Raw genomic sequence first — 23656 nt, 5'->3', positions numbered from 1 at the left:
TTGTCTGCTACTAATTTGGGTTAAATTATGATATTTTAGTTCTGTAGATAAACGACGTGCTGCTGACAAGGCATCGGTGTCACAAGCAAATTCAATATTGGATAACTCTCGCAACTTTTTCTGACCCTCAATTTCAGCTTTTTTGAGTTTTTTTTCTAATTTACGTTGGTCGGCATCACGACGCAAACTGCTCTCTACTACTAACCATCTTTGTGCAATTCCACCATAATTACTTTTGTGTTCTGACCAACGATATCCCGTTATTGAACTTTCAGTGAATTCTGATTCATTTAGCTGAGACACCAGTTGCTGCGCTTGTTTCAGGCTTAGTGGTACACGAGTTAACCATCTTAAATTGGTTAACATTTCTAAATTGGGAGCGGTATATAATGCACTGTCAGCTACCATTAAACTGTCGAGATTTAATTTGTTTTTAAAGTCTTGACAGATTGAGGCGAATATGGAATTATCTGATTCGTTTCCTGAAGCTACTCGTAAAAATAGTGGCACATCTCCATCTCCACTACAAATTAGGTCTAAAATAAATTGTTTTAAGTCGGGACGATGGTCACGAGAGTAGCCGTAGGTAATTTGAATTGGTATTGGGGATGTTTGATGGTTGATTGATGAATTATCTAACTGATTGCTATCCATTTCTGTTTTAGCAAAAGATACTGATGGCAATTCTTGTTCATATTTGCCATGTAGATGAAATGAACTTGAGTCGAGGTGAGATGTGTCGGTATTTATCTCGAATTTTTGAGCTGCTGACAGGGCAATGGTTGTAAATATTTCTGTAATTCCTGCTAAATATAATTTATCTAATACTCTTCCTAAGCGGTCATCATTTAAATGTGATGCTTGAATCCCTGCTCCAAGTAAATGTTCTGTTGCTTTCCCTTCAAAAAATTTAGAAAATAAGTATAATGGGGCGGAAACCATCCCTAATCCATTGATGATCATGGCTTTAACTACCAGGCCGGGACTGACTATCTCACCCGGTTGTTCGCCTACTAATTCATTGATTTTTTCAACAATTCCTATTTCATCAACTAGACCGGCTATCAAGCCCAGATGATCTAGGTTTTCTACTTTTATCTGGGATGCTTTCTGCATGGGCTGCTGAATCCTGATTTAAGCGTTTATCGCGATTGCTAGTTTACACTGTTTTTGGTGATTATTGGCTATGGTTGCGAGCGCAATTAACGCATTTTCGTCATCAATCAGGTTACGAATACGCCATAAACTTCGTTTTCTACCGCTCGCCATTTTAACTCGTATCAGATTTAACTCATGCCTTCACTTCTCTTGTCAGAAATTTTCAGCCCTCATGATTGGAGTGTGACCAAAATTATTGAGTATTTTTACTCACCCTTGTCTCGGGTGATTCACTTTTACCCCCTCAATCCGACTATGTGCCAGTTTGGGGTGCGGAATGTGGGTTTTAAGAATGTTTGTTCGTTTCATGCCTTTTTACCTGTTAATTACTTTTGAGCTACGCTCCAATTGCCATCAATTTTTGTGAATCAAAGAAAACAGCTAACACCGCTTATCCACCCGTTCAAATCACTTTTTCTTGCAGACACGATCGATCGTCGTTTAATCACTTTTAAGCCGAAAATTTGCCGACAATACCAAGCCCCGATCTAGCAATCCAGTGCTTCTCACCATTCAACAACATGATTGCTATTGTGCAAGATCGTGTAGAGCCGATCATCTTACAAAAGGCTGAGTCTCGTGTATGGATTATCTGTGCGGTTGTCTGGTTGGCGATCGAAGCGATCGTGTATTGATTTCAGGAGTGACGCGGATTTGGTAGATGCTACCTCAACTGCAAGCAATGGTTCGTTCTGGTTTGATTATCCTGCAAACAATCGAAGCACGGGCACCTGCTCTGAGTAATTAATTGGAAAAATGTGGGAATTGTCACCTTTGAGTCACATTTGCTGTTGACGCTAAGAGTAGACCTTGATTGTCAACCCTATTTTAAATAGGTTTTTGAGGATGAACAATTCACGTTTCCAGCAATTATTTTTAATTTCTGGTATCGCAGGAATTCTAATTCTTCTGAGCGGGCGTCGGATTTTTGGGCAAAACGGAAATTGCTTTACGCCTGGGTGTCGTTAAAAATTCTACTCGTTGAGAAGCTAAAACTGTGGATAGATTAGAGAACACTGCACTGGTGGAACGTAACGAACCCCAAACAGGGACTCCAAAACCCTCTATTACTCTAATTGATGCGATCGCCTTGATTGTCGGGCTAGTAATCGGCGCAGGAATTTTTGAAACCCCTGCTCTGGTCGCTGCTAATACCGGAACGGTTGGTGGTGTCATAGGAGTCTGGCTGATAGGCGGTGTTGTGTCATTGCTGGGGGCACTTTGCTACGCCGAATTGGCAACGGCATATCCCCATGTCGGCGGCAACTACTACTACCTGAAACGGGCATTTGGGCAACCGATCGCAGTTTTATTTGCCTGGGCGCGCATGACCGTGATTCAGACTGGATCGATCGCGCTGCTGGCATTTGTGTTTGGCGACTATGCCTCTGAGCTACTTCCACTAGGTGGCTACTCGCCTGCAATTTACGCAGCAGTCGCGATCGCCCTGCTCACAATGCTGAACATCATTGGACTGCGCCAGAGTAAAAGCCTCCAGAACTGGCTAGCGGTGATACTCGTTTTAGGCTTGCTGCTGGTGATCGTGGTTGGTCTGGCATCCTCCCCTCCTGCCGTCGGACCCCTTTCCTCCGATGCTTCCCCTACCTCTTCCTGGGGCTTAGCGCTGGTCTTTGTGTTGCTGTCCTATGGGGGTTGGAATGAAGCTGCTTACATTTCTGCCGAAATTCACAACCCGCAACGCAATATCGTGCGATCGTTCCTTTGGAGCATTGGCATCATTACAGGACTTTACGTGCTGATCAATCTGGCATATCTGCAGGGATTGGGTATCGCAGGTATGGCAGGCTCTCAAGCCGTTGCAGCAGATTTACTGCGGCGAGTGCTGGGTGAACCGGGAGCCGCCTTTGTGAGTTTGCTGGTTGCGATCGCCACGCTGGGGTCGATCAACGGCACTATCTTTACGGGCGCACGCAGCAGCTTTGCTCTGGGGCAGGATATGTCTGCGTTTCGCTGGTTGGGACGCTGGCACCCGCATCCGAGTTCACCGACGACCGCTTATTTATTGCAAGGTGCGATCGCGCTGACGCTGATTGGGCTGGGAACCTTCACCCGCAAAGGATTTGAAACGATGGTGGACTACACTGCGCCCATCTTCTGGTTTTTCTTTTCGATCGGCACCCTGTCGTTAATTGTTTTACGCATTCGAGAACCCGATCGACTCCGCCCGTTTAGCGTACCGCTTTACCCGATCGTTCCCATAGTGTTCTGCGCTATTTGTGGCTATTTGCTCTATTCCAGTCTGGTCTATACAGGCATCGGCGCGATCGCAGGGGTCATCGTCGTTCTACTGGGTCTTCCCTTTGTCCGTCATACTACATAGCAACTTTTTTTGGAGATTTACGATCGTGCAACTCAAAACCATTAGGCAATCACTCTTTGTCGGCGTTAGCATTCTCAGTTTTGCTGCGATCGGCTGTACCGAACAACGTAACTTTGAGACAGTGGCTCCAACTCCGGCTGCCACATCCCCAACTAATTCTGTTTCCGATCTGGCTCAAGCGACTCCTAGCCCCACAACAGAAGCTCCCACCCGTCAACCCGATGTCGTTTACGTTCCAACGCCTGTAGCAGTTGTGAATGAAATGCTGCGGCTGGCAAACGTGCAATCCAATGACGTGGTTTACGACCTAGGTAGTGGCGACGGTAGGATTGTGATTGCAGCCGCTCAAAAGGTTGGGGCGCGGGGCATTGGTATTGACATCAACCCAGAACGCATTCGAGAAGCTAACGAGAACGCCAAAAAGGCTGGCGTGACCGATCGCGTCCAGTTTCGTCAGGAAGATTTATTCCAAACAGACTTCAGTGAGGCAACAGTTGTCACGCTTTATCTCTTGCCAGAACTCAACGTAAAACTGCGCCCCAAATTACTCAGTGAATTAAAACCAGGTACGCGCATTGTGTCTCATGAATTCGATATGGGCGACTGGAAACCTGAGCAGGTAGTAAAAGTGGACGACAGAACAGTCTACTACTGGGTTGTACCTGAAACTCCTCCTGCTAATTTGAAATAGTGAGACTATCGCAGCTTGATCGGTGATTAATGGCGGACAATCTGGCATCAAACCAAATCTTCATCAGAACCCGATCTTCGCTACCTCAGCAGGCTGAAGCTTGCCCAAAAAACCGCGATCCTGCCGATGTTTGGATGTTTGATGCGGAACTTACCCCGCACGTCGGGTAAGTTCCGCATCAAACATGAAAAATAAACTCTTGCCCCTTTCGATAAAATGCGACTTAATCAAAAAGAAATAATTGAGTCAGTCAACGATCGGTTAAAGACTCTTTTCTGTGTCAACTGCAATAGACAAGACTGAAAATCTCTATTCTTATGGTGAATCTAGTCTCCCATCTAATTGCGTACACATACCAGCCTCAAAAGTCATCTCTCTATGATATTTACCCTCCTATTTCCACTTTCAGTTAGTTGGGGTAAAAGATATTGTCCGGTCGATGAGCGCAAATTCCGATCTTGCTCAGTTATATCATGTCCGATCGAGTGACCGCGATTAAAAGGGCGGGTTTTTGAAATTGGAGATTTTTGGCAGATATTTTTCGTGAGGGCAGCCCCTACCGTATTAGCGATAATCGACAGGAAATAATATTAGTGGTTGGCGCGCTCCCTCGCTTGTTTCGAGCGAAGATATTGGTGAACTGTGCTGACTTGTACGCCCAATTCCGACAGTGATATTGCAGTCAGTCGAGGCAATTTTGTCAGACTCTACATACCTTGCACGTCGATAGATTTTCCGGCCAGGTCAATCAATTTGAGATTTGAGATTTGAGATTTGAGATTTGAGATTTGAGATTTGAGATTTGAGATTTGAGAAGAGAAGCATTGACCCCACGGATAAATCCGGGGGTTCCTTTATCGGATACAGGTTTTTTATTTCTGGACGATCGATTTGAGATTTGAGATTTGAGATTTGAGAAGAGAAGCATTGACCCCACGGATAAATCCGGGGGCTCCTTTATCGGATACAGGTTTTTTATTTCTGGACGGATGAATCCGGGGGCTTGTATCCTGGATGCTTGATTGTCAGCAGTCTAACTCACGTTAAATAACCGCAATACAGTCAATTTCCACTAACACATCTTTCGGCAAACGCGAAACCTCGACACAAGCGCGCGCCGGTGCAGTTGCCTCATCAAAATACTTGGCATAAACCGCATTCACAGCGGCAAAATCATTCATATCTTTGAGGAAAACCGTAGTTTTTACCACATCCAACCAAGTCGCGCCGGCTTCTGCGAGAATGGCTTCGATATTTGCCATAACTTGTTCGGTTTGTTTTGCCACATCGTCGGTGTAGACAATATCGTTTAGTCTAATGTCGATCGCAATTTGGCCGGCTACAAACAGCATAGTGCCCGTAGCGGCAATGGCTTGATTGTAAGGGCCCACGGGTGCGGGTGCTTTGTCAGTACGAATAATTTTGCGCGTCATAGATGTCACTTTTTGGGATTCTTGTTGAGAGGTTTCCGGTTTGTAGTCGATTTCTGGTTCTGAGATTTCTGGTTCGGAAGTGTCAGGCTCGTAGATTTCTCCATCGGGCATTATAGCACCAGTGAAGTCTGCATTTTTAATATTCCAACCATAAGTCTTAGCATCAGTTAAGTCTGCTTTCTCAAAGTTGGCTCCCTCCAAATTTGCTAGCATTATACTTGCTTGTTTAAGGCTAGCTTTTTTTAGATTTGTCCTTTTCATACAGGCTTTTTTCAAATTAGTCCCTGTGAGGTCTGCTGCACTAAGATCCGCCTCACCCAGATTCATTCCTGATAAGTTAAATCCAGATAGATTGACACCTCGGAGTTTAGCTCTCTGAAAATTGACTTCTTGGAGACTAACACCTTTTAAGTTCACTTGACTCAATTCTGCTCCAGTCAAGTTGGCTCCCGTTAATTTTGAGCTTGTCAGATTTACTCTACTTAAATTTGCTTCCTTGAAGGAAGTTTTCGTTAACTGTGCCCCGACTAATTCGGCATCACTCAAGTTTGCATGGTTCAACTTAGTATTACTCAAGTTGGAACCATACAAATTTGCCCTACTCAAGTCAGCACCGCTGAGGTCTGCCAAACTGAAGTTGGCATTACCTTTTACCCCGACTAAATTTGTTCCTAGCAGGGATGCTCTACTGAAGTTTGCTCCATCAAGGTTTGCATTGTTCAAAGTTGCCTCACTCAACTCAGCTCCCGATAAATTTGCATTCTGTAGGTTTGTTGCACTCAGATTTGCACCTTTGAGGTCGAGCCCACTTAAGTCTGCTCCCTGAAAGTCGCGTTGTCCTGCTGCGTATATTTTTAAAAGTTCTTCAGCGTTCATTCAAAACCTCGACGATCGCCCTCCAGTCCCAAAAATCAGTATACCATTTTTTTGTTCTGCTGCTACTCCAATTCAATTTATTCATTCCGACCAATATTTTGGTCATAAAAAGATAGATAAACCCAGTATTTTCCACAATTTCCCAAGCCCTTCGTTACCAAGCTTTTGCCATTCATGTAAAACCTGTCTCACTATTTGTGGAGTCCAATTCATACGGATCAGCTATTTTTTAAACCTGCCAGCTATGCGCCTTCTGCCTGGCCGTTCGAGGCTCTGTCTTTGACTTCCTGCGGAACTTGCGGAGTTCTAATGTTTTTACCCTAAACTTAGCTGCGAGTGCAATTGTTACCGCGACTGCGCCAACTCGGAAACTAGGTTAGATTCGCTTTTTACCACTTCTTTCACCGCCAGAAAAGCTTCTTTCGCAGCGGGTAAAATTTGCGACCAAATTAACACAGAATCGCGATCGCCACCAACACAAACCGCATCTATGTTTAACCAGCGACAGTCAAAACAGCAACGATCGAACAAGCCCCCAATAAGTTAACATCTTGGTAACGTCCGGCTTCTACCGCTTGCGTCGAACCGCGAATATCTGTGACAAGAATGTACCAGGCATCCGGCATATCAATAAAGTTCTCGGGCTCAGTAATATCACCAAAATTAGCAAGAAAAGATAATTAGAAATATAATTTTTCTGAATTCATGTTATCATTTTCCAGATTTGCTATTAAACTTAGTGAAGCCTGTTAGCACTTGCGTTTGTAACTATTTGTGTCTGAAACCCAGAAGCCCTCTCGTTCCCTAGCGGGGATTGCCGGCATTGTCGCAGTCGCCACTCTAATTAGCAAAGTCTTTGGATTGGTGCGCCAAATTGCGATCGCCGCAGCCTTTGGAGTCGGTGTCGCCGTCGATGCCTACAACTACGCCTACGTTATCCCCGGTTTCTTATTTATTTTGCTCGGAGGCATTAACGGGCCATTTCACAGCGCCATAGTCAGCGTTTTAGCCCGCCGCGATAAAAAAGAAGCAGCACCCTTAGTCGAGACTATCACCACTTTAGTCGGTGGCTTGCTGCTATTGGTAACAGTCGCTTTAATTATTTTTGCCGATCCGCTGATCGATTTGGTAGCACCTGGATTAAATAGAACAGCAGAAGGTTTACAAATTAAAGCAATTGCCGTCCAGCAATTTCAGATTATGGCACCGATGGCCTTACTTTCAGGCTTAATTGGTATTGGTTTCGGCACTCTCAATGCCGCCGATATGTACTGGTTGCCTTCGATTAGCCCTTTATTTTCTAGCGTTGCACTTGTCGGGGGTTTGGGGATTCTCGCACTGCAACTCGGAGACAAAATTATTCAGCCAGAATACTCACTAATCGGCGGCTTAGTGTTAGCTTGGGGAACTCTAGCGGGAGCAGTTTTGCAGTGGTTGGTGCAACTAGCGGCGCAGTGGCGCGCCGGCTTGGGAACATTGCGCTTGCGGTTTAATTTTAAACGCCCCGGAGTGCAAGAAGTAATTAAGGTGATGGTTCCTGCTACCTTATCATCAGGAATGCTGCAAATAAATGTTTATACTGACCTATTTTTCGCATCCTACATCCCTCAAGCTGCCTCTGCGATGGGTTACAGCGGCTTGTTAGTTATGACGCCTTTAGGCATCATTTCTAATGTAATTTTAGTGCCATTTTTGCCGATATTTTCTCGCCTCACCGATCCGAGAGATTGGCCGGAATTAAAAGATCGAATTCGTCAATCTTTAATTTTGACTGCCCTTACGATGCTGCCGCTGAGTGCTTTAATGGTAACGCTGGCTGGACCGATCGTCCGCGTTGTTTACGAACGCTATGCTTTCGATCGGTCAGCCTCGGAGTTTGTCACGCCGATCTTGATGGCTTACAGTATTGGAATGTTTGTGTATTTGGGACGCGACGTTGTGGTACGGGTATTTTACGCTTTGGGAGACGGGGAAACCCCTTTTCGCATCAGTATTATCAATATCTTTTTAAACGCTCTTTTGGATTATTTGTTGGTTGGAGCTTTTGGGGCGCCCGGATTAGTTTTGGCGACGGTGGGAGTGAATCTTCTTTCGATGGTTATGCTTTTGTACTTATTAGATAAAAAGCTGGGCGGCCTGCCTTGGGGGCAGTGGAGTTTGCCTTTTCTGGGGTTAACTTCTGGGAGTTGTCTAACTGCTTTCGTTACCTTGGCTACTCTGCAAACCTGTCAAAGAGTTTTGGGTACTGAAGGTTTGGTAGTTCAATTAGTGCAGTTGAGTGTAGCAAGTTTTGTAGGGTTAGGAGTTTTTGCCCTGTTTGTCAGTCAGATGAAGTTGCCGGAAGTTGATATGTTTGTCAATCGCATTCGGGGGCGTTTTCGCAAATAAAATTGTCGGCGCGGGTTAAGGGCGAAATACCAGACACAACGCCCACAATTTGTTTACCAAATCCGCCCTTTACTTTACATCTTCCGCTGAAATTCCTCAAGCACATCCATCAACTGAACTTGACACTGCATCGGAATTAAATCTGCCAGCGGCACTTCCCGCTTGCCGCCGCCCAATTTGACTGGAATTCCTTGCAAAACTTGTCCAACTTTATCTTCATCTAAATTGCCATCTTCCAGCATCGGGTAAAGTTGTTGGGCAACAACCGTATGCAGGTGAGCATTACTAAGATACAAATGCCACTTGGCAATGTCCATGTAGACATTTTCGCCGATTTCGGCTGCTAAGGATTCGATCGCCTGTGTAGTATTAGCCATATCAAAAAAGCCGAAAGTTATTTGTTACCAATCAAAAGACTTAACAAATCGCCCACCGCTGCCTTCAGCCAGAATCTTTGGTGAGGGGAGAATAATCGGCGATCGCAAAAATGTAAACCGCGTGGGCCAAAACTACTAGAGCCCATCCACCCGTTACCGAAATTGCCCAAGGCCAATCAGCCTTTTGCAAATTGTGAACAAACCACAAACCAGAATTGGTAGCAGAAAAAAGACCGACGTGGATGGCAAAATTCATGCGGTCATCTAAGCGGCGGTACTCTGGATCGTTGCGATCGGGTTTGCGGGGCCAACGAGGAGGCATAGTTTTTCACTTGATATTAGTAGTTCCGTGCCTATTTTAATCTTAAGTGCAGCTTTTTGAATTCTACATCCCTCTCAAGGCCGAAAAATTAAGCCTCTAAATTTTGATAGTCCCCTGACTTGCCGCCGCTTTTACTCACCAGTCGAATCGATTCAATGGCGATCGACTTTTCCAATCCTTTCGCCATATCGTACAAAGTCAGCGCCGCCACCGAAACCGCCGTCAGCGCCTCCATTTCCACCCCTGTTTCCGCCTTAATTTTCACCGTCGCCCGTATTTGATACCCCGGCAACCCAGCATCCGCTATCACCTGCACCTCCACGCTACTCAGCGGCAGAGGGTGGCACAGAGGAATCAAATGTGCAGTCTGTTTCGCCGCCATAATTCCAGCCAGCCTTGCAGTCCCCAACACATCACCTTTCGGCGCATTCCCCGCTTCAATCGCCGCAAACGTCTCCGGCAACATCCGCACCCGGCCCGCGGCCACAGCTTGTCGCACACTGGGCTCCTTCGCTGAAACGTCTACCATTTGGGCTTCTCCGCTGCTGTCGAGGTGAGTTAGCTGTGCCGCATCGGGCAGTTTAGAAAAAGTTGGCGAAAGGTCTTGCATTATTTTGGTAATGGTGTTAATGTTAGATTCTGTGAGAAAAGAACTTAATCAATTTTAGATTAAATCTGAACTCAACAGGGGCTTGTAGCTTAGTTGGATAGAGTGCATGGCTACGAACCATGAGGTCGGGGGTTCGAATCCCTCCAAGCCCACTAATAAAAGTTATGAGTTTTGAGTTCTGAGTTTTGAATTAAGAAATTAATTCAACTCAACATTCAAGACTCATAACTTTTTTAATTGGTATTTTACAAGAAACCTCACTCTTCGGTTCACAGGCATCTTGCCTGTTTGTGAGAATAGTGCGCGGGGACAAAAACCCGGTTTCTGCCTCAATATCTGTCGCATAGATTCACGATGTTTTGGGAGAAACCGATTTTTTTTAAGTCCCATGATGGCCTCTTGCTTCTTTTTTCTGTTAGATCTATCGATTCAAAGCATAAAAATCTTTGCCTCGACCGATCGCAAATTTCATCGAATTAGACAAGCCCTTGTTAGACTGAGTAATAAAAATCAGGAAAGCCATGCCAGCGAGTCCAGCCGCCAAACCAAACATATTTCTGTAGCCAACTTGTTCAGCAACAAAGCCTAAAGTCGGCCCAGCCATCGCAATTCCCAAATCAAATCCGCCAATACAAAGCGAAAACAAGCGGCCCCTTTCATGAGGTTCGCACCTGTCCGACATCAGCGTTACCATCATCGGCATAACCGTACCGCCCGCGCAACCTTCAACCAAAGCGGCGATTAAAAAAGCACTGCTGTTGTTAGCAAAATACAACAATAACATAGAGACGGCATAACAGATTAATCCGCCAGAAATAAACAAGCCGCGGCCGTATTTGTCCGAAGCCCGCCCCGTAACTAACCGCATACCGAAACTGGCGATAGCAGCCGTAGAATAAAATAATCCAGCATTCAAATTAGCCTTGGTTTCTTGGATAAACAAAGGCATAAAAGTGCTCAAAGTTCCGAATACCAAACCAACCACCAATAACACTACAGCCGGAATCCGCACTCTAGGGTTCCAGAGCATTTCCCAGTATTTTTGGCTATTTTTGTCCTCCGATAGGGAGTCCGATTTTGTTAAATCTGCCAAATTAGGTTCCGCAATTTTGCAGGTGAAAAATACAGCAGTTACAGCGAAAACCGCCGACATCGCAAACAAAGGAGTATAACCAACCCAAGCTTGCACAAATCCGCCAATAGCCGGGCCAAATGCTAGACCAATAGGACTCACCAAGCTCATGTAACCGATTAATTCGCCGCGCTTTCCTGGCGGCGACAAATCTGTTACCAAAGCGCTGTAAGCTGTGGTAAAAGCGGCGATACTAATGCCGTGAAAAGCGCGAATAAGTAACAGTAAGGGGATAGATTGAGCTAACAGGTAGCCCAAAGGGGCGATCGCAGCGACTGCCGCGCCTAGCAGCAAAACTTGTTTTCGCCCCCTGCTGTCGGCTATTTTACCCAACGGTGGCCTCGATAGCAAAAGTCCGATCGCAAATGCACCCATCACAAAGCCAATTTGCTGTTTTGTGCCACCCACAAATTGAACGTACAGGGGCAAAGTTGGCAGTAGCGAAGCCAAACTCGACCAGAATAGCAGACCTGCGGTGAATAAAATCAGTAAGCTGCGTCTGGGTTGGGGATCGATGTCCCTAAAAATATTCAAGATGCTAATTCCCTTTAAATCTTTTGAGTGCGCTCAAAGTAAGTTCGAGTGTCTCTATCATTGTGTTACAAATTCTTAAGATTTGCACCAAAAAAGTTGATATTCGAGTCACTGTCAACCGTCAACCGTCAACTGTCAACCTTTAACAGTCAACCGTCAACTGTCAACTCTCAACTCTCAAAAAAGAGCATTTTTACCAATCAACCTCAGCCCTTTCCTCCACCACCCGTTCATAAACCCACTGAGTTTCCATCGCCAACTTCGGCCAACTAAACCGGCGTTCCAAATCCTCATAAGCATTGTCAACCAACCACTGCGCGTAACCCGGATTTTTCAAAACCTCCAAAATTCCCCAGGCCAAAGAATCCCGATTGTTTGCCTCAGTAACAACGCCAGTTTTAGTGTGCAGCACCACCTCTGGAAGTCCGCCGGCATCCGAAACGACCACGGGCACCCTTGCGGCAAAGCTTTCTAACGCTACAATCCCAAAAGGTTCGTAAAGACTGGGGAAAACCGCGCAGTCAGCCACCGTCTGGAATTTGTCGAGATGTTCCTCAAACATAAACCCAGTAAAATAACACTTATTCCAAATTCCTAAATGCCAAGCTAAATGTTTTAGATGGTCTGTATTGCCGCCGCCAACAATTACAATTTTTGCATGACCGCCCATCTCCCAAATTACTTTAGGTGCAGCATTGAGAAATACAGAAATGCCTTTTTCATAGCTAATTCTTCCTACATAATAGACTATTTTCTCATCGTCAGCAGCAAACTGGCGGCGGAAATTCATCGCGTCAAATTCGTGCCATCGGGGTTTTTTCTCTGGTCTAATTCCGTTGTAAATTACTTCTATTTTGTTCCACGGAGTAGATAGTACCCGTTCGGCTTCACGCCGCATATAATCGCTGCAAACAATTACCCGCCAAGCGTTGTAAGCGAGGTCGTTTTCCTTGGCGTTAATGTAGCGCTGCCCGTCATTGTGGAGGCCGTTGAAGCGGCCGTATTCGGTGGCGTGGATCGTGGCAATTAGCGGTACTTTAAAGGTATGCTTGAGCGCGATTCCCGCATCTCCCACTAACCAATCGTGAGCGTGGATGATATCAAAGGGGCCTTCCTCCAGCATCAGTTTCCCGCCTTGGTGGCCCATGCTTTGGTTGAGGTTCGCCACCCAGTGAAAAAAGTCCCTGGCGTGCCCCACCACCACCCGATGCACCCGTATTCCTTCCACCACTTCGTACATCGGCGCGTGGCCGAACTCTACTGTAATTAAGTGAATTTCGTGGCCCAGCTTTACCAATTCTGGATACAGTTCCGATACGTGGCGGGCGATACCGCCTACGATTCTGGGAGGAAACTCCCATGCCAATACCAAAATTTTCATTTTTCTCGCCTCCAAAGATTTTATATATCTTAATGTTTATGATTAACAGATTTATTGTATAATAACCAGCCTCTAATTTGAGCGGTTCGCAAGTGGAGGCCCAAGGCCTGACTTTTGGCAGCAACAAGGACGGAAAATCATGCATAAACCTGGTTTTTGCAGGAAATTGCTCGATCGCCATTGCCTGAAAAAAAACAGGTTTCCTCAAGATTTGAGTGACTCAAGAAAGCAATGGCGATCGCGCCTACCCGCTTACCCTTTCTTCAAAATCGGCTCCAATTCGCGGCGAAAACGGCTCCAAGCAGCAGCCGATGCAGAGTTAGAAACAGCACCCTGACGCATCAAAATCGTGCCGTCTTCAAAGCCAACAATTCCGTACTCTCCAGATTTGGACATTCGATCGATCGCCGGTACAATCTCCTGCAACTGTCGGCGTTCTCGGCGAAACGCAGCCTGATACTGCTGCAACTGCCAGATATCGGCAATTACATATTCCATCTTCACGGCCTTCCCCGCATCATTGCGCAGTTCAAACATCGGAAACCTGAGAATTTCCCGGCGGCTTGACAAAATCGGCACAATAGTATTCGTCGCAGCCACGCTAGCATCAGCAGGAATTTGAGCCAACAGCGGCCGGACTTGCAAAACGTGCTGCCATTGTCTGACAAGAGGAACCTGCACCCAAGGGTCGATCGCATCGGGCAAAATCAAAGAAAAAGTCCGATTTGGGTTTGACGTGAAGGTAAAAAATAGCGACAAGCAGATGCAAAACGCCCAAAAACGGCGAAACTTTGAAGACGAAGGCAGAGGAAATAAAGCAGAAGGAAAACGCAAAAACAGTCTTTCCTCTATCACCATTCTATCTTCTTCCTTTTGACGGTTAGCCCACCACAAAATTGCCCCATAAAAAAGCCCTGGAACCACAGTCATCGCATAGCGAATATTAATCGCCAGCACCGACTCTCCTTTCGCTAAAAATAGCTTAAGCAGCGGAAATCCAGCTATCATCCAAGACGCAGGCGCGAAAGCTGGAACCAAAGCTAATGGCAACCACTGGCCAAGCAGGTATCTAATCTTAGCAAAAAACGGCGTAAATAATTGAGCCACCAACCGCCCGGGATTGCTCACCATTCCCCAAATAATTTCGAGAGTCGAAGCTTCCTCTCCATCGGCATATTGACCGAAGCGCTCCATCATAAACCGCTGGGATATGTCAGCAGAAAACAAAGGCATAATCAGATTAGTCAGGACGATCGTGTAACTAAAACTGAGTATGCAGACAGCCAAGCCAGTCCAAGGGTAGCGCCGACTGCAAATCATGTAAAATCCGACGCCAAACAAAACAATTCCCGAATCTTCTCGCACGGCCAAAATTAAAGTTGCCAGAATCCCAAACAGCCACCACCAGCGCTTCTCCATCGCCAGCAGCAAGCCGAAGACAAACAGCGGAATTTGACAAACATCGTGAAAATTGCCCAAAGTCGGGCCGATAACCGCGTTAGCGCAGTAATAGCTCACAACAATTGTCGCCGACAGCCTCGGTTCCAGATAGTGTCTGGCGAGAGCGTAGAGAACTCCTCCAGCCGCGGTAATTAAAGTTACCTGCAACACAGTCAAAGTGACGGGGGAGGGAAACAGCGAGTAAATTGGCAGCCACAGCATCAGCGCCGGAGTGAAATGTTGTCCCAACCGGTAGTAAGATACGGACGGGAGCTGGTTTTGATGAACGACATTAGTGGACAAAGCCGAAGAGAGGGAACTCTCAAACAAGTGACCCCGAGTGCCGTTCCAAAAAAGTTGATTGAAAATGCCTTGGTCGTAAGTAGCGTAAAAGCTGTAGTAGCGGTGCAGGGTCAGCAACAAGCACAGCACAAAAAAGGCGGCCGCCACTTGAACCACCACCCGCAGCGACTCATTTTTCTTCCATCTCAAAAATATCATCGGCCCGCCATAATGAAATTATCGGACAATAGCACAAATCTAAAGTAAGTATTAAATTAAAGTAGAAGTGAAATAACTCGGCTCGGCAATGGTCAATTATTTTCACCCGATCGAAAAGCTCAACAGCGTCCATCCAACACCCAGCACCAGCAATACCGACTGTTCTCCCGAACCGCCGGCAAATTCTGCACAGCTTCTACAGCTTTTGCTGTTCGTAGACAAGCGTCCCTCTTCCCGGGAACAAACCAGACACATCCGCAAGTACCTCAAAGATTTGAAGGCAGAGTGCGACTTTGAACTTCAAATCATCGACGTAGGAGAACAGCCGGATTTAGCCGAACACTTTAAACTTGTAGCCACTCCCTCGCTGCTCAAAATTCATCCTGAGCCGCGACAAACTCTCGCCGGCAGCAATTTGATCGCCCAACTCGAACACTGGTGGCCCCGCTGGCAGCGTTCTCTAGAAGAATACGCACCTGGGCAAGAGTCTGCCCCAGCTCTAGCTGCAAGTCTAGCCAATCCAAAACCAATCTATTCCGTTGCTTGCGCCGCCGAACTCCTGCAGCTATCCGATGAAGTTTTTCGCCTAAAACAGGAAAAAGAACGCCTGCAAGAGCAATTGCAGTTGAAAGACCGGATTATTGCGATGCTAGCTCACGACTTGCGCAATCCCTTGACGGCCGCATCTTTGGCTTTGGAAACTATTGAGTCAAGTCAGAAGGTGAAACAGGGGGAAAAGCCGCGTTTGACACCGACTCTGGCGGCTCATTTGATGAAACAAGCCCGCCGCCAAATCCGGATAGTCGATCGCATGATTACAGATATCCTGGAAGCAGCCCGGGGTACAAACGCTCAACTTCACATTGAACCAAAAAAAATCGAACTGGGGGCGATTTGTCAAGACGTAATCTTGCAGTTTCAAGACAAATTCCAGGAGAAAAGTCTGAACTTGCAAACAGACATTCCCACAGATTTGCCCTTGATTTATGCCGATCCCGATCGCATCAAACAAGTCGTGGTCAACTTGCTTGACAACGCCAGCAAGTACACGCCAGACCGAGGAACTGTTAATCTTTCAATTCTCCACCGCACCGCTTACAAAGTTCAAGTCAGCATTTGCAACAGCGGCCCGGGAATTCCTGAAGAAAATTGCGAGAGCATTTTTGAAGACAGCTTTCGCTTGCAGCGAGATAAATCAACAAACGGTTACGGCATTGGACTCTCCCTGTGTCAAGGGATCATCCGCGCCCACTACGGTCAAATTTGGGTAGACTCCGTACCCGATCGAGGCAGTTGTTTTCACTTTACCCTGCCCGTTCAAAATAAGTAACCCAATATCAATACTTTCAGCTACTGTCCAACATTTCTAGGATATTTCTAAGATATGACCCCTTTAAGCCCACAATTAGACGCAATTATTAACCTACTCACCCTCATCTAATCCACAACTCTGCTGGGAAGATTCTAGCCGCTTTCGCGCGATCGGCTTTCACCGCGATCGTCTCAGTCTGCACAAACTTTTGCTTTTTTCACACCATGCAGATGACGTGACTCTGGTTTTGTCCGCTGCGGCAGTGGGAAAATATTATGCAAGTTACGCTGTATAGAACCCATTTGAGATCAATTGCTGTAAGCGTAAGCCCTGTGCGATATCGATTTGGGTTCTTTTGCCACCATGGCCCCATGATTTCTCGTCTTGTGGCTATTGAGTTATGTGAGACGACTTGTTTGTTTGCCTTATTTTTTAAGAAAAAATGTCAAATGCTTTCTATAAGAACCTCAAACCTACGATTAACCAACGGTTTGAGGTTTTTTATTGTCGATTCTCTGGGTTGCCCAGGGGTCGGATTGACTAGAAATTGGATACAAAATGACTGCGGAATTACCAAACATAGTATCAACTGAGTATCAAATGACTGCCCGATCGCTCTTTTTGGAGACAATTTGGAGATAAATTGAATACAAAGCATACCTGTATTCAGTTTGAGCCGTTTAGCTTTGCAAGTATCTCTCAAAACGCCTCCACATCTGAGTTTGTGGTGAGCTGGGCCCAAGAATAATTGGTTAACATAGAGTGTCCTGATTTGACAAGCTTGCCAAGCGCACTCAGCTTGAGTTATGACTGATCCGGAGTCGCATCAGTCACAAGGAGAGCCCGTGAAATATTTTTCAGTAGTAATGTATTTGCTGCGGGAACGGCAACAGTTTCTCGAAGAAATTCGCCAAGGTGTCAAGCTCAAATCTAAAATTTTCGGTTTGTTGATTTCTAGTACCGTATTTTTTGGCATTTACGGAGCGATATTAGGTGCCTCTAGTACGTGGATGCAATGTTTGGTTTCAGCAATTAAACTGCCAGCACTTTACTTGCTGACACTGATTATCTGCTTTCCCACGCTGTACTTTTTTAATGTCATGTTTGGTTCAAAACGAACTTTTGAACAGTATTTGACATTGTTGATGACAGCGATGGCGATGATTAGCATTTTGCTGTTTGGATTTGCACCTGTCAGTCTGTTTTTTCTCATCAGCAGTACCAATTACACTTTTTATTTGTTGCTGAATGTTGCTATTATGGCAATCACAGGATTTTTGGGGGTAAGTTTCATTTATCAAGGAATGCACTTTCTGTCCGAACAAGATACGGAAGGCAAAGACATCAGGCTAAATATTTTGCGCTTTTGGTTGGGACTCTATGCGTTTGTTGGCAGTCAGTTGGGATGGACGCTGAGACCGTTTTTCGGGTCGCCGGGAATGGCTTTTCAACTGTTCCGCAACCGAGAAAGCAATTTTTATCTGAGTTTGTGGCAATCAATTATGTCTCTGGGAGGATCGTAATCAATCCCAATTGAAGGAGATTTTAAAGAGTGATACAAGCGGATTTGGATGAGTTAAAAATTCCTGAGAAGGAGTTGGAGGATTTGAGCGGAATAGCTTTGAGCGACGGTTTTGCCGCGGATTTTTACCGATCTGCTGCATTGCGAAATGGGAAAAAGCTGTTTTCTATTTTGTTGAATGAGTTGCTGATATTTTGCTTGACCTTAGTTGTTTCGCTGCCGGTTGCTTTACTGGTCAATAAACATAATGTTGGTTCATTTAGCGATGCTGAGATATTTGTCCGGGTTTTACAAATAACTTTGGGTTTGTCGCTGGTGATTACTGTGGCTTGGAATGTCTATAAATGGGTTAAGGCAAAGCCTCTGGCAACTCTGGCGGGTCTGCTGGATGAAGTTGAGAAGTATCATGAGGTGATTCAGGCTTTAGATATTATCGATCGCCTAACGGCTGCTGGCAATTTACAAGCCAATTTAATTAACCGAGCAGATGCAATTGAGGCGTTAAAAATCACTAGAGAAAGTTTAGTGTGTGCTTTGAAAACCGAGAGGATTCTCAGGGAAAATCAGCAATTTATCGGCCGCCGTTACGAGTTATTTGCTAATATTGAAAATAATTTGGCTGCCTTGATGGCGATGGATGTGAGCGATCGGGCGACTGAATACGGGCGGTTGCTAAATGAGGCTTTTGAAATTGGGATGAGCGTGCACAAAGAGGTAAGAAAGTTACACAATGGCAAGTAAATAGGACTTACATACACGCAATCTATTTATGTCTCTTCTAGGATTTTGGTAATTATTGTTGTGAAAAGGCGATCGCAACTAGGAGAAGCCTTGCGTACCTTGTCAACATCTAAAAGTTCTAACAGTTTGGGAGCGTGTCGTGTTTTGTGATATTTACCTTTAGAGGTTTTATTAGTGGCTGATTTCAGCCACTGACTCAGGTTGTATTTGGAAACTTTCTCCACACTTTGATTTTCCAGCCTTTTGTGAAGATAATCTTCTTTAAATCCGCCATTATAAAACTTGCTTAAAGCATCAATATCAGCAATAAACCAAGCCTCCATAGTTTGTACCATTAAGTGGCAACAGTCATCATCACGCCCCTGGGTCGCCAAAATCCAAGGTTGGTCATCTTTTCGGCTCCTTAAATGCTCCCAAGGTGTGTGAGTTTCCGAAACAGGAGATTCAGAATCAACAAGCAAAACATTAAAAGCATCTGGATAAGATTCCACACTCATTAGGAAATCTTCGCAAGCATCGCGGCGAGATCCAGACATGATTGACAGGATTTTTATGCCTTTGCTCTCTGCGAGCTCGTAGAGTTCTTTGAAGAAATGAACAAAACCCGCTCGGAGCCCCGCTGTTGTCTCTTTTCCAGCCGGAATTTTACTCCTAAATCCCGGACGTTTTGGAGGTATATTTTCTGTTGTACTTTCATCTTCACTTTCATCTCCAATGCCTTCAATATAAATACGAATCTCCCTTACCATCGGTTTCCTCCGATGTGTCCCATCCGCCACAAATCTCCTAGAGTGTACTTTTCCAGCCACTTTTTAAGTTGCTGAGGATCTAGACGGCGCAAGTGACTGCCTGTGTTATTCTGTTCGCAAACTAAGACGGATTCGGGAACTTCACTCAAACCAGAAACTAAAGCATCAGAATGAGTAGTAACAATTATTTGAGTTCTTTTAGATGCCGCAATTAGCAATTCAGCAACAGTCGGTAAGATATCTGGATGCAACCCTAATTCGGGTTCTTCAATACAAATCAGGGGCGGTGGACTTGGGTGGCAAAGTAAAGTCAGCAAGCACAAATAACGAAGGGTACCATCTGATAAACGGGTAGCAGGAATTGCTCTCTTGAATTTTTTATCCCTGAGAAATGTTTGTATTGTACTTCCTTCAAGTCTAGCTGTGATGTCACCTACTGCCTCGTAGAACTTTTGCAACTGCTCGATTAGTAAAGGTTTAATACCTTGGAAATCTAAATCGAGCAAAACATGAGCAAGGTTACTTGCATCTTCTTCAAGGAAGTCATTTGGTAGATCAGATGGTTGGGGCTTTCTTGGTGGCGTGTACCTGCCTAAATTCCATTCCCGATAAATACGGATCTTGGAAAACTGATTGTTTAAGTAGGCTAATTCAGGGTAAAAATCTTTGTCTTGTTTTTGGGACAAAACTGATTGAGAAGGATTTATCTCGTCACGGCGAAGATGGCGTTCGCCCCTATTAGTGTATGTACTTGTTCCCTCTTCTGAGACCTTTCTAATATTTAAGACTGGATTGCCATTTTGATAGCGGTAGAAAAAATATACATCTTTATAACTTGAACCAAATTTTTCTTCATTTTCTACAGCTTCATCTACAATTTCTAGTTTTTGACCTACCATCGTGAAAGAGATTTGATAGCGTAAGGGGATAGGTTCTTCAGGGTAATCTACGGTTGCCTCGATTGTAGCTGTCGGAATATTGTTGGAATTGTTTTCACCTTTCCAAAGCCACTCGCCAATACCGCCTCCTTGCCGAAATGGAGTATTTATATCATTGGGTGTAGACTGTAAAATGCCCACGGCATCGATCAAGTTGGACTTACCAGATGCGTTGGGGCCAATTAACACATTCAGGGGTTGAAGTTCTATTTCCTCTCCTTCACTTCCGTAGGATAGAAAATTTTTTAAGCGAAGAGTTCGGATAAATCTTTTGCCTTCCATCTCATTCTCCTATGTAAAGCTTTTGATATCTTCAAAAATAGTATCACACTTTCGTAATTTTAAGGTCAGCAATGCCCAGATTACTGACCTTAAAATACAGTTGATAGCTAAGTCTTGGATTCGGAGCGCAATTCGATCATTTCAATCCTCAAAAATATCTAACTGTTGGCCCTCCGACTCTTTTTTACCATCTTTTTTAACACCTTTCCGCAGCCCGATCGCAATTTTGCTATGTTTCTCAATCTGCTTCATCACTTGTCTCGCCCGGTCAATCACCGACGGCGGTAAACCAGCTAATCTGCCCGCTTCAATTCCGTAAGATTTGTCAGCACCTCCCGGCTGAACTTGGTGCAAAAATACGATTTGATCCGGCAATTCTTTCACTGTCACCTGATAATTTGCGACATTATCTAAAATAGAAGCTAACTCATTTAACTCGTGATAGTGAGTCGCAAAAATTGTCCGCGCCCGAATCTCGCTTGCTAAATATTCTGCCACAGACCAAGCAATCGAAAGTCCGTCAAAGGTCGCCGTTCCCCTGCCAATTTCATCTAACAAAACTAATGATTGCGGCGTCGCGTGATTGAGAATATTTGCAGTTTCGTTCATTTCCACCATAAAGGTAGATTGACCGGTTGCCAAATCATCTACTGCGCCGACGCGGGTAAAAATACGATCGCAAATTCCCAAACTCGCAGCTTTCGCCGGCACAAAACTGCCCATCTGCGCCATTAACTGGATCAAACCCACCTGCCGCAAGTAGCAGCTTTTCCCGCTAGCATTCGGGCCGGTTAAAATAATTAAATCTGGGCGGTTTAGCGATGCTTCCCGACCCAAAAAAGCCGAATTAGGTACAAAAAATCCCGGCGGCAAAGACTTTTCCACCACAGGGTGACAACCTTCAATAATTTTAATTTCCCGACTTTCTGTCATAGTCGGGCGGCAGTAATTCTGGTAAACTGCTACTTCTGCTAAACCGCACAAAACATCGACCGCCGCCACGGCGCGGGAAACGTTGCGAATAATTTCGGCGTGTTCTCCTACCTCCGATCGCACTTTAGCAAAAATATCGTATTCCAATTGATTTAAATCTTCCCGCGCTGTCAGAATTCGCACTTCCCTTTCTTTTAATTCTTCAGTGCTGTAGCGTTCTTCATTGGTGAGAGTTTGCTTGCGGGTGTAGTCCTTCGGCACTTGGTCTACTTTCGATTTAGTAATGCTGATGTAATAGCCGAAAGCTTTATTGTAGCCAACTTTTAAATTAGAAATTCCGGTGCGTTTCCTCTCAGTAGCTTCTAAATTTGCAATCCATTCTTGGTCTGCTGATGCAGTTTGGCGCATTTCATCTAGCATGGGATTGATTCCAGATCGAATCAAACCTCCTTCTTTTAAATGAATCGGCGGTTCATCAACTAAATGAGCGTGAATTTTAGTTGATAATTCTTCTAAAATTGGCGGTACATTTTGCAGCGCTTTCAAATAGGGCGATCGCCCTTGGGCTGCGATCGAGGCTAATGCCGGCAGTTTCGAGAGAGAATCAGCTAAAGCGACCAAATCCCGCGCGCTAGCTGTTCCCGAACCGGCGCGGCCTGTCAGTCTTTCGATGTCGTAAATTTGGCGCAGCAACTGCTGCAAATCTTGGCGTAGGGCGTTATTTTCTACTAATTCTTGAATCGTGTCGTGTCGGGCGCAAATACCTTTAATGTTGAGCAGAGGTTGCAGCACCCAGCGGCGCAAAGCGCGGCCTCCCATTGCGGTGCTGGTTTTGTCTATTGCCCACAGCAGCGAACCGTGAAAAACCCCATCTCTCACTGTTTGAGTAATTTCGAGATTGCGGCGGGTTTGGTAGTCGAGTATGAGAAAATCGGTGAGAGTGTAAGTGTGCAATCTTTGCAAAGAAACTGCTTTTTCCTTTTGAGTTTCTTCGATATATTGCAGCAAACCGCCGGCGGCGCGCACTGCGAGGGAAAGGTGTCCGCATCCCATGCCTTCGAGCGATCGTACTTTGAACTTTTGCAGGATTCTCTGTTTTGCTTCGGGCAAAGTAAACGGAATTTGCGATCGCAAAGAATAGCAAAACGAATTCGGCAAACAATCGGGCAAATGCTCGGATTTCTCTCCGGGTCTCAACATAGTCACCAAATCCGGCGCATTAGTCGGTACCAAGACTTCCGAAGGTTGCAAGCGCAATAATTCTAAGGTTAATTGTTCTAAACTGTCTGCTTGGGTAGTGACGAATTCTCCCGTAGAAATATCAGTATAAGCCAATCCCCAATGTTCCCCAGCAATGACGACTGCTGCTAAAAAATTATTTTGTCTGGGTTTGAGCATTCCGTCATCAGTCAAAGTTCCGGGAGTGAGAATCCGGGTAATTTCTCGCTTGACTTGACGACCTTCTCTAGCAGCAATCGAGGCATCTTCAACTTGGTCGCAAACTACCACGGCATAGCCTTTTTCTACTAACATTGAGGTGTAGCGGTCGAGGGCGTGGTGCGGCACTCCTGTCATCGGCACTCTGCCAATTTCTTTGCCGCTTTCTTTGCTAGTACAAACAAGTTCTAATTCCTGCGAAATAGTAACTGCATCTTGGAAAAAACACTCAAAAAAATCTCCGACTCGAAACAATAAAAGTGCGTGGGGATACTGTTCTTTCACTTCCACATACCGCTGCATCATCGGCGTCAGCTTGGTGAATTCTAGTAGGCGGTGGTCGGCATTGCGGATGTTGGGTTGATTCGGATCTGTTGGGGTAGATGCAGTGTAAGGCATAAAAGGCGATCGATAAATTTTAATCTTTAACAACTTTAGCGCAAGCTCGGCTTTTAGCGATAACTAATATACAATATTTGACGATTAATCCTCCTTAAGCAGGGTGCAGGATTCTCCTGATTGGGGTGAAGTGTTGAGCTATACAAAAGTCACGCACCC

The 23656-nt window shown here is 45.3% G+C and carries 17 protein-coding genes, 1 tRNA gene and 1 pseudogene; 7 read left to right on the top strand and 12 right to left on the bottom strand.

Annotated elements, in window-relative coordinates:
• On the bottom strand, positions 1-1116 hold a 1116-nt coding region (locus QUA80_RS02230; RefSeq protein WP_333420995.1), incomplete at its 3' end, for an IS1634 family transposase.
• A gap of 1039 nt (positions 1117-2155) precedes the next feature.
• Here QUA80_RS02230 and QUA80_RS02225 point away from each other — a divergent pair.
• Together QUA80_RS02225 and QUA80_RS02220 are read left to right on the top strand one after the other, a co-directional pair.
• Positions 2156-3499, top strand: a complete 1344-nt coding sequence (locus tag QUA80_RS02225) for an amino acid permease (RefSeq protein WP_333420994.1) — start codon at positions 2156-2158, stop codon at positions 3497-3499.
• A 25-nt stretch (positions 3500-3524) separates the two neighbouring features.
• Complete coding sequence (locus tag QUA80_RS02220; protein ID WP_333420992.1) at positions 3525-4190, top strand: methyltransferase domain-containing protein; 666 nt, start codon at positions 3525-3527, stop codon at positions 4188-4190.
• Positions 4191-5233: 1043 nt separating this feature from the next.
• Here QUA80_RS02220 and QUA80_RS02215 read toward each other — a convergent pair.
• Positions 5234-6499: a Rid family detoxifying hydrolase gene (locus QUA80_RS02215; RefSeq protein WP_333420990.1), complete on the bottom strand. Its 1266-nt coding sequence runs from the start codon at positions 6497-6499 to the stop codon at positions 5234-5236.
• Between the two features lie 494 nt (positions 6500-6993).
• Positions 6994-7158: pseudogene (locus QUA80_RS02210) on the bottom strand (DUF3095 family protein); the annotation flags it as partial.
• Between the two features lie 115 nt (positions 7159-7273).
• Here QUA80_RS02210 and murJ point away from each other — a divergent pair.
• Entirely contained in the window at positions 7274-8887 is a 1614-nt protein-coding gene (gene murJ, locus QUA80_RS02205; protein WP_333420987.1) for a murein biosynthesis integral membrane protein MurJ, read from the top strand.
• A 74-nt stretch (positions 8888-8961) separates the two neighbouring features.
• Here the strand turns inward: murJ and QUA80_RS02200 are convergent, their stop codons facing one another.
• From QUA80_RS02200 to moaC, 3 genes are all read right to left on the bottom strand, one after another.
• On the bottom strand, positions 8962-9264 hold the full coding sequence (locus tag QUA80_RS02200; RefSeq protein WP_333420985.1) for a DUF3181 family protein: 303 nt from the start codon (positions 9262-9264) through the stop codon (positions 8962-8964).
• Between the two features lie 64 nt (positions 9265-9328).
• On the bottom strand, positions 9329-9586 hold the full coding sequence (locus tag QUA80_RS02195) for a 2TM domain-containing protein (RefSeq protein WP_333420983.1): 258 nt from the start codon (positions 9584-9586) through the stop codon (positions 9329-9331).
• Positions 9587-9674: 88 nt separating this feature from the next.
• Positions 9675-10196 carry a cyclic pyranopterin monophosphate synthase MoaC gene (gene moaC, locus QUA80_RS02190; protein WP_333420982.1) on the bottom strand — a complete coding sequence of 174 codons (522 nt, stop codon included), beginning with the start codon at positions 10194-10196 and terminating at the stop codon, positions 9675-9677.
• Positions 10197-10274: 78 nt separating this feature from the next.
• On the opposite strand from moaC, the gene QUA80_RS02185 reads away from it, so the two are divergent.
• Positions 10275-10348, top strand: a tRNA-Arg gene (locus QUA80_RS02185).
• Positions 10349-10617: 269 nt separating this feature from the next.
• On the opposite strand, the gene QUA80_RS02180 is transcribed toward QUA80_RS02185, so the two are convergent.
• From QUA80_RS02180 to QUA80_RS02170, 3 genes are all read right to left on the bottom strand, one after another.
• On the bottom strand, positions 10618-11862 hold the full coding sequence (locus QUA80_RS02180; protein ID WP_333420979.1) for an MFS transporter: 1245 nt from the start codon (positions 11860-11862) through the stop codon (positions 10618-10620).
• A gap of 193 nt (positions 11863-12055) precedes the next feature.
• Positions 12056-13243 carry a glycosyltransferase family 4 protein gene (locus QUA80_RS02175; RefSeq protein ID WP_333420977.1) on the bottom strand — a complete coding sequence of 396 codons (1188 nt, stop codon included), beginning with the start codon at positions 13241-13243 and terminating at the stop codon, positions 12056-12058.
• Positions 13244-13495: 252 nt separating this feature from the next.
• On the bottom strand, positions 13496-15184 hold the full coding sequence (locus QUA80_RS02170; protein ID WP_333420976.1) for a DUF2079 domain-containing protein: 1689 nt from the start codon (positions 15182-15184) through the stop codon (positions 13496-13498).
• Between the two features lie 88 nt (positions 15185-15272).
• Between QUA80_RS02170 and QUA80_RS02165 the strand changes: the two genes are divergently transcribed.
• From QUA80_RS02165 to QUA80_RS02155, 3 genes are all read left to right on the top strand, one after another.
• Positions 15273-16514: a histidine kinase gene (locus QUA80_RS02165; RefSeq protein WP_333420974.1), complete on the top strand. Its 1242-nt coding sequence runs from the start codon at positions 15273-15275 to the stop codon at positions 16512-16514.
• A gap of 827 nt (positions 16515-17341) precedes the next feature.
• Positions 17342-18019 (top strand): actin-binding WH2 domain-containing protein, encoded by a 678-nt coding sequence (locus tag QUA80_RS02160; RefSeq protein ID WP_333420972.1) that lies wholly within the window; start codon positions 17342-17344, stop codon positions 18017-18019.
• Positions 18020-18048: 29 nt separating this feature from the next.
• Entirely contained in the window at positions 18049-18759 is a 711-nt protein-coding gene (locus tag QUA80_RS02155) for a hypothetical protein (protein WP_333420971.1), read from the top strand.
• A 26-nt stretch (positions 18760-18785) separates the two neighbouring features.
• Here QUA80_RS02155 and QUA80_RS02150 read toward each other — a convergent pair whose 3' ends face one another.
• From QUA80_RS02150 to mutS, 3 genes are all read right to left on the bottom strand, one after another.
• On the bottom strand, positions 18786-19508 hold the full coding sequence (locus QUA80_RS02150; RefSeq protein ID WP_333420969.1) for a DUF4276 family protein: 723 nt from the start codon (positions 19506-19508) through the stop codon (positions 18786-18788).
• Entirely contained in the window at positions 19502-20728 is a 1227-nt protein-coding gene (locus QUA80_RS02145; RefSeq protein WP_333420967.1) for an AAA family ATPase, read from the bottom strand. Before QUA80_RS02145 ends, QUA80_RS02150 begins: the two co-directional genes overlap by 7 nt.
• A 141-nt stretch (positions 20729-20869) precedes the next feature.
• On the bottom strand, positions 20870-23497 hold the full coding sequence (gene mutS, locus QUA80_RS02140; RefSeq protein WP_333420999.1) for a DNA mismatch repair protein MutS: 2628 nt from the start codon (positions 23495-23497) through the stop codon (positions 20870-20872).
• Positions 23498-23656 lie beyond the last annotated feature (159 nt).

The organism is Microcoleus sp. F4-D5, assembly GCF_036704885.1.
Lineage (GTDB): Bacteria > Cyanobacteriota > Cyanobacteriia > Cyanobacteriales > Microcoleaceae > Microcoleus.
This window is presented reverse-complemented; position numbering and strand designations above follow the sequence as displayed.

Coding starts and splice junctions, on each gene's coding strand:
- moaC (WP_333420982.1), bottom strand. CDS start 10,196: ATGCAAGACCTTTCGCCAACTTTTTCTAAACTGCCCGATGCGGCACAG.
- QUA80_RS02165 (WP_333420974.1), top strand. CDS start 15,273: ATGGTCAATTATTTTCACCCGATCGAAAAGCTCAACAGCGTCCATCCA.
- QUA80_RS02175 (WP_333420977.1), bottom strand. CDS start 13,243: ATGAAAATTTTGGTATTGGCATGGGAGTTTCCTCCCAGAATCGTAGGC.
- mutS (WP_333420999.1), bottom strand. CDS start 23,497: ATGCCTTACACTGCATCTACCCCAACAGATCCGAATCAACCCAACATC.
- QUA80_RS02195 (WP_333420983.1), bottom strand. CDS start 9,586: ATGCCTCCTCGTTGGCCCCGCAAACCCGATCGCAACGATCCAGAGTAC.
- QUA80_RS02170 (WP_333420976.1), bottom strand. CDS start 15,184: ATGATATTTTTGAGATGGAAGAAAAATGAGTCGCTGCGGGTGGTGGTT.
- QUA80_RS02150 (WP_333420969.1), bottom strand. CDS start 19,508: ATGGTAAGGGAGATTCGTATTTATATTGAAGGCATTGGAGATGAAAGT.
- QUA80_RS02145 (WP_333420967.1), bottom strand. CDS start 20,728: ATGGAAGGCAAAAGATTTATCCGAACTCTTCGCTTAAAAAATTTTCTA.
- QUA80_RS02215 (WP_333420990.1), bottom strand. CDS start 6,499: ATGAACGCTGAAGAACTTTTAAAAATATACGCAGCAGGACAACGCGAC.
- QUA80_RS02200 (WP_333420985.1), bottom strand. CDS start 9,264: ATGGCTAATACTACACAGGCGATCGAATCCTTAGCAGCCGAAATCGGC.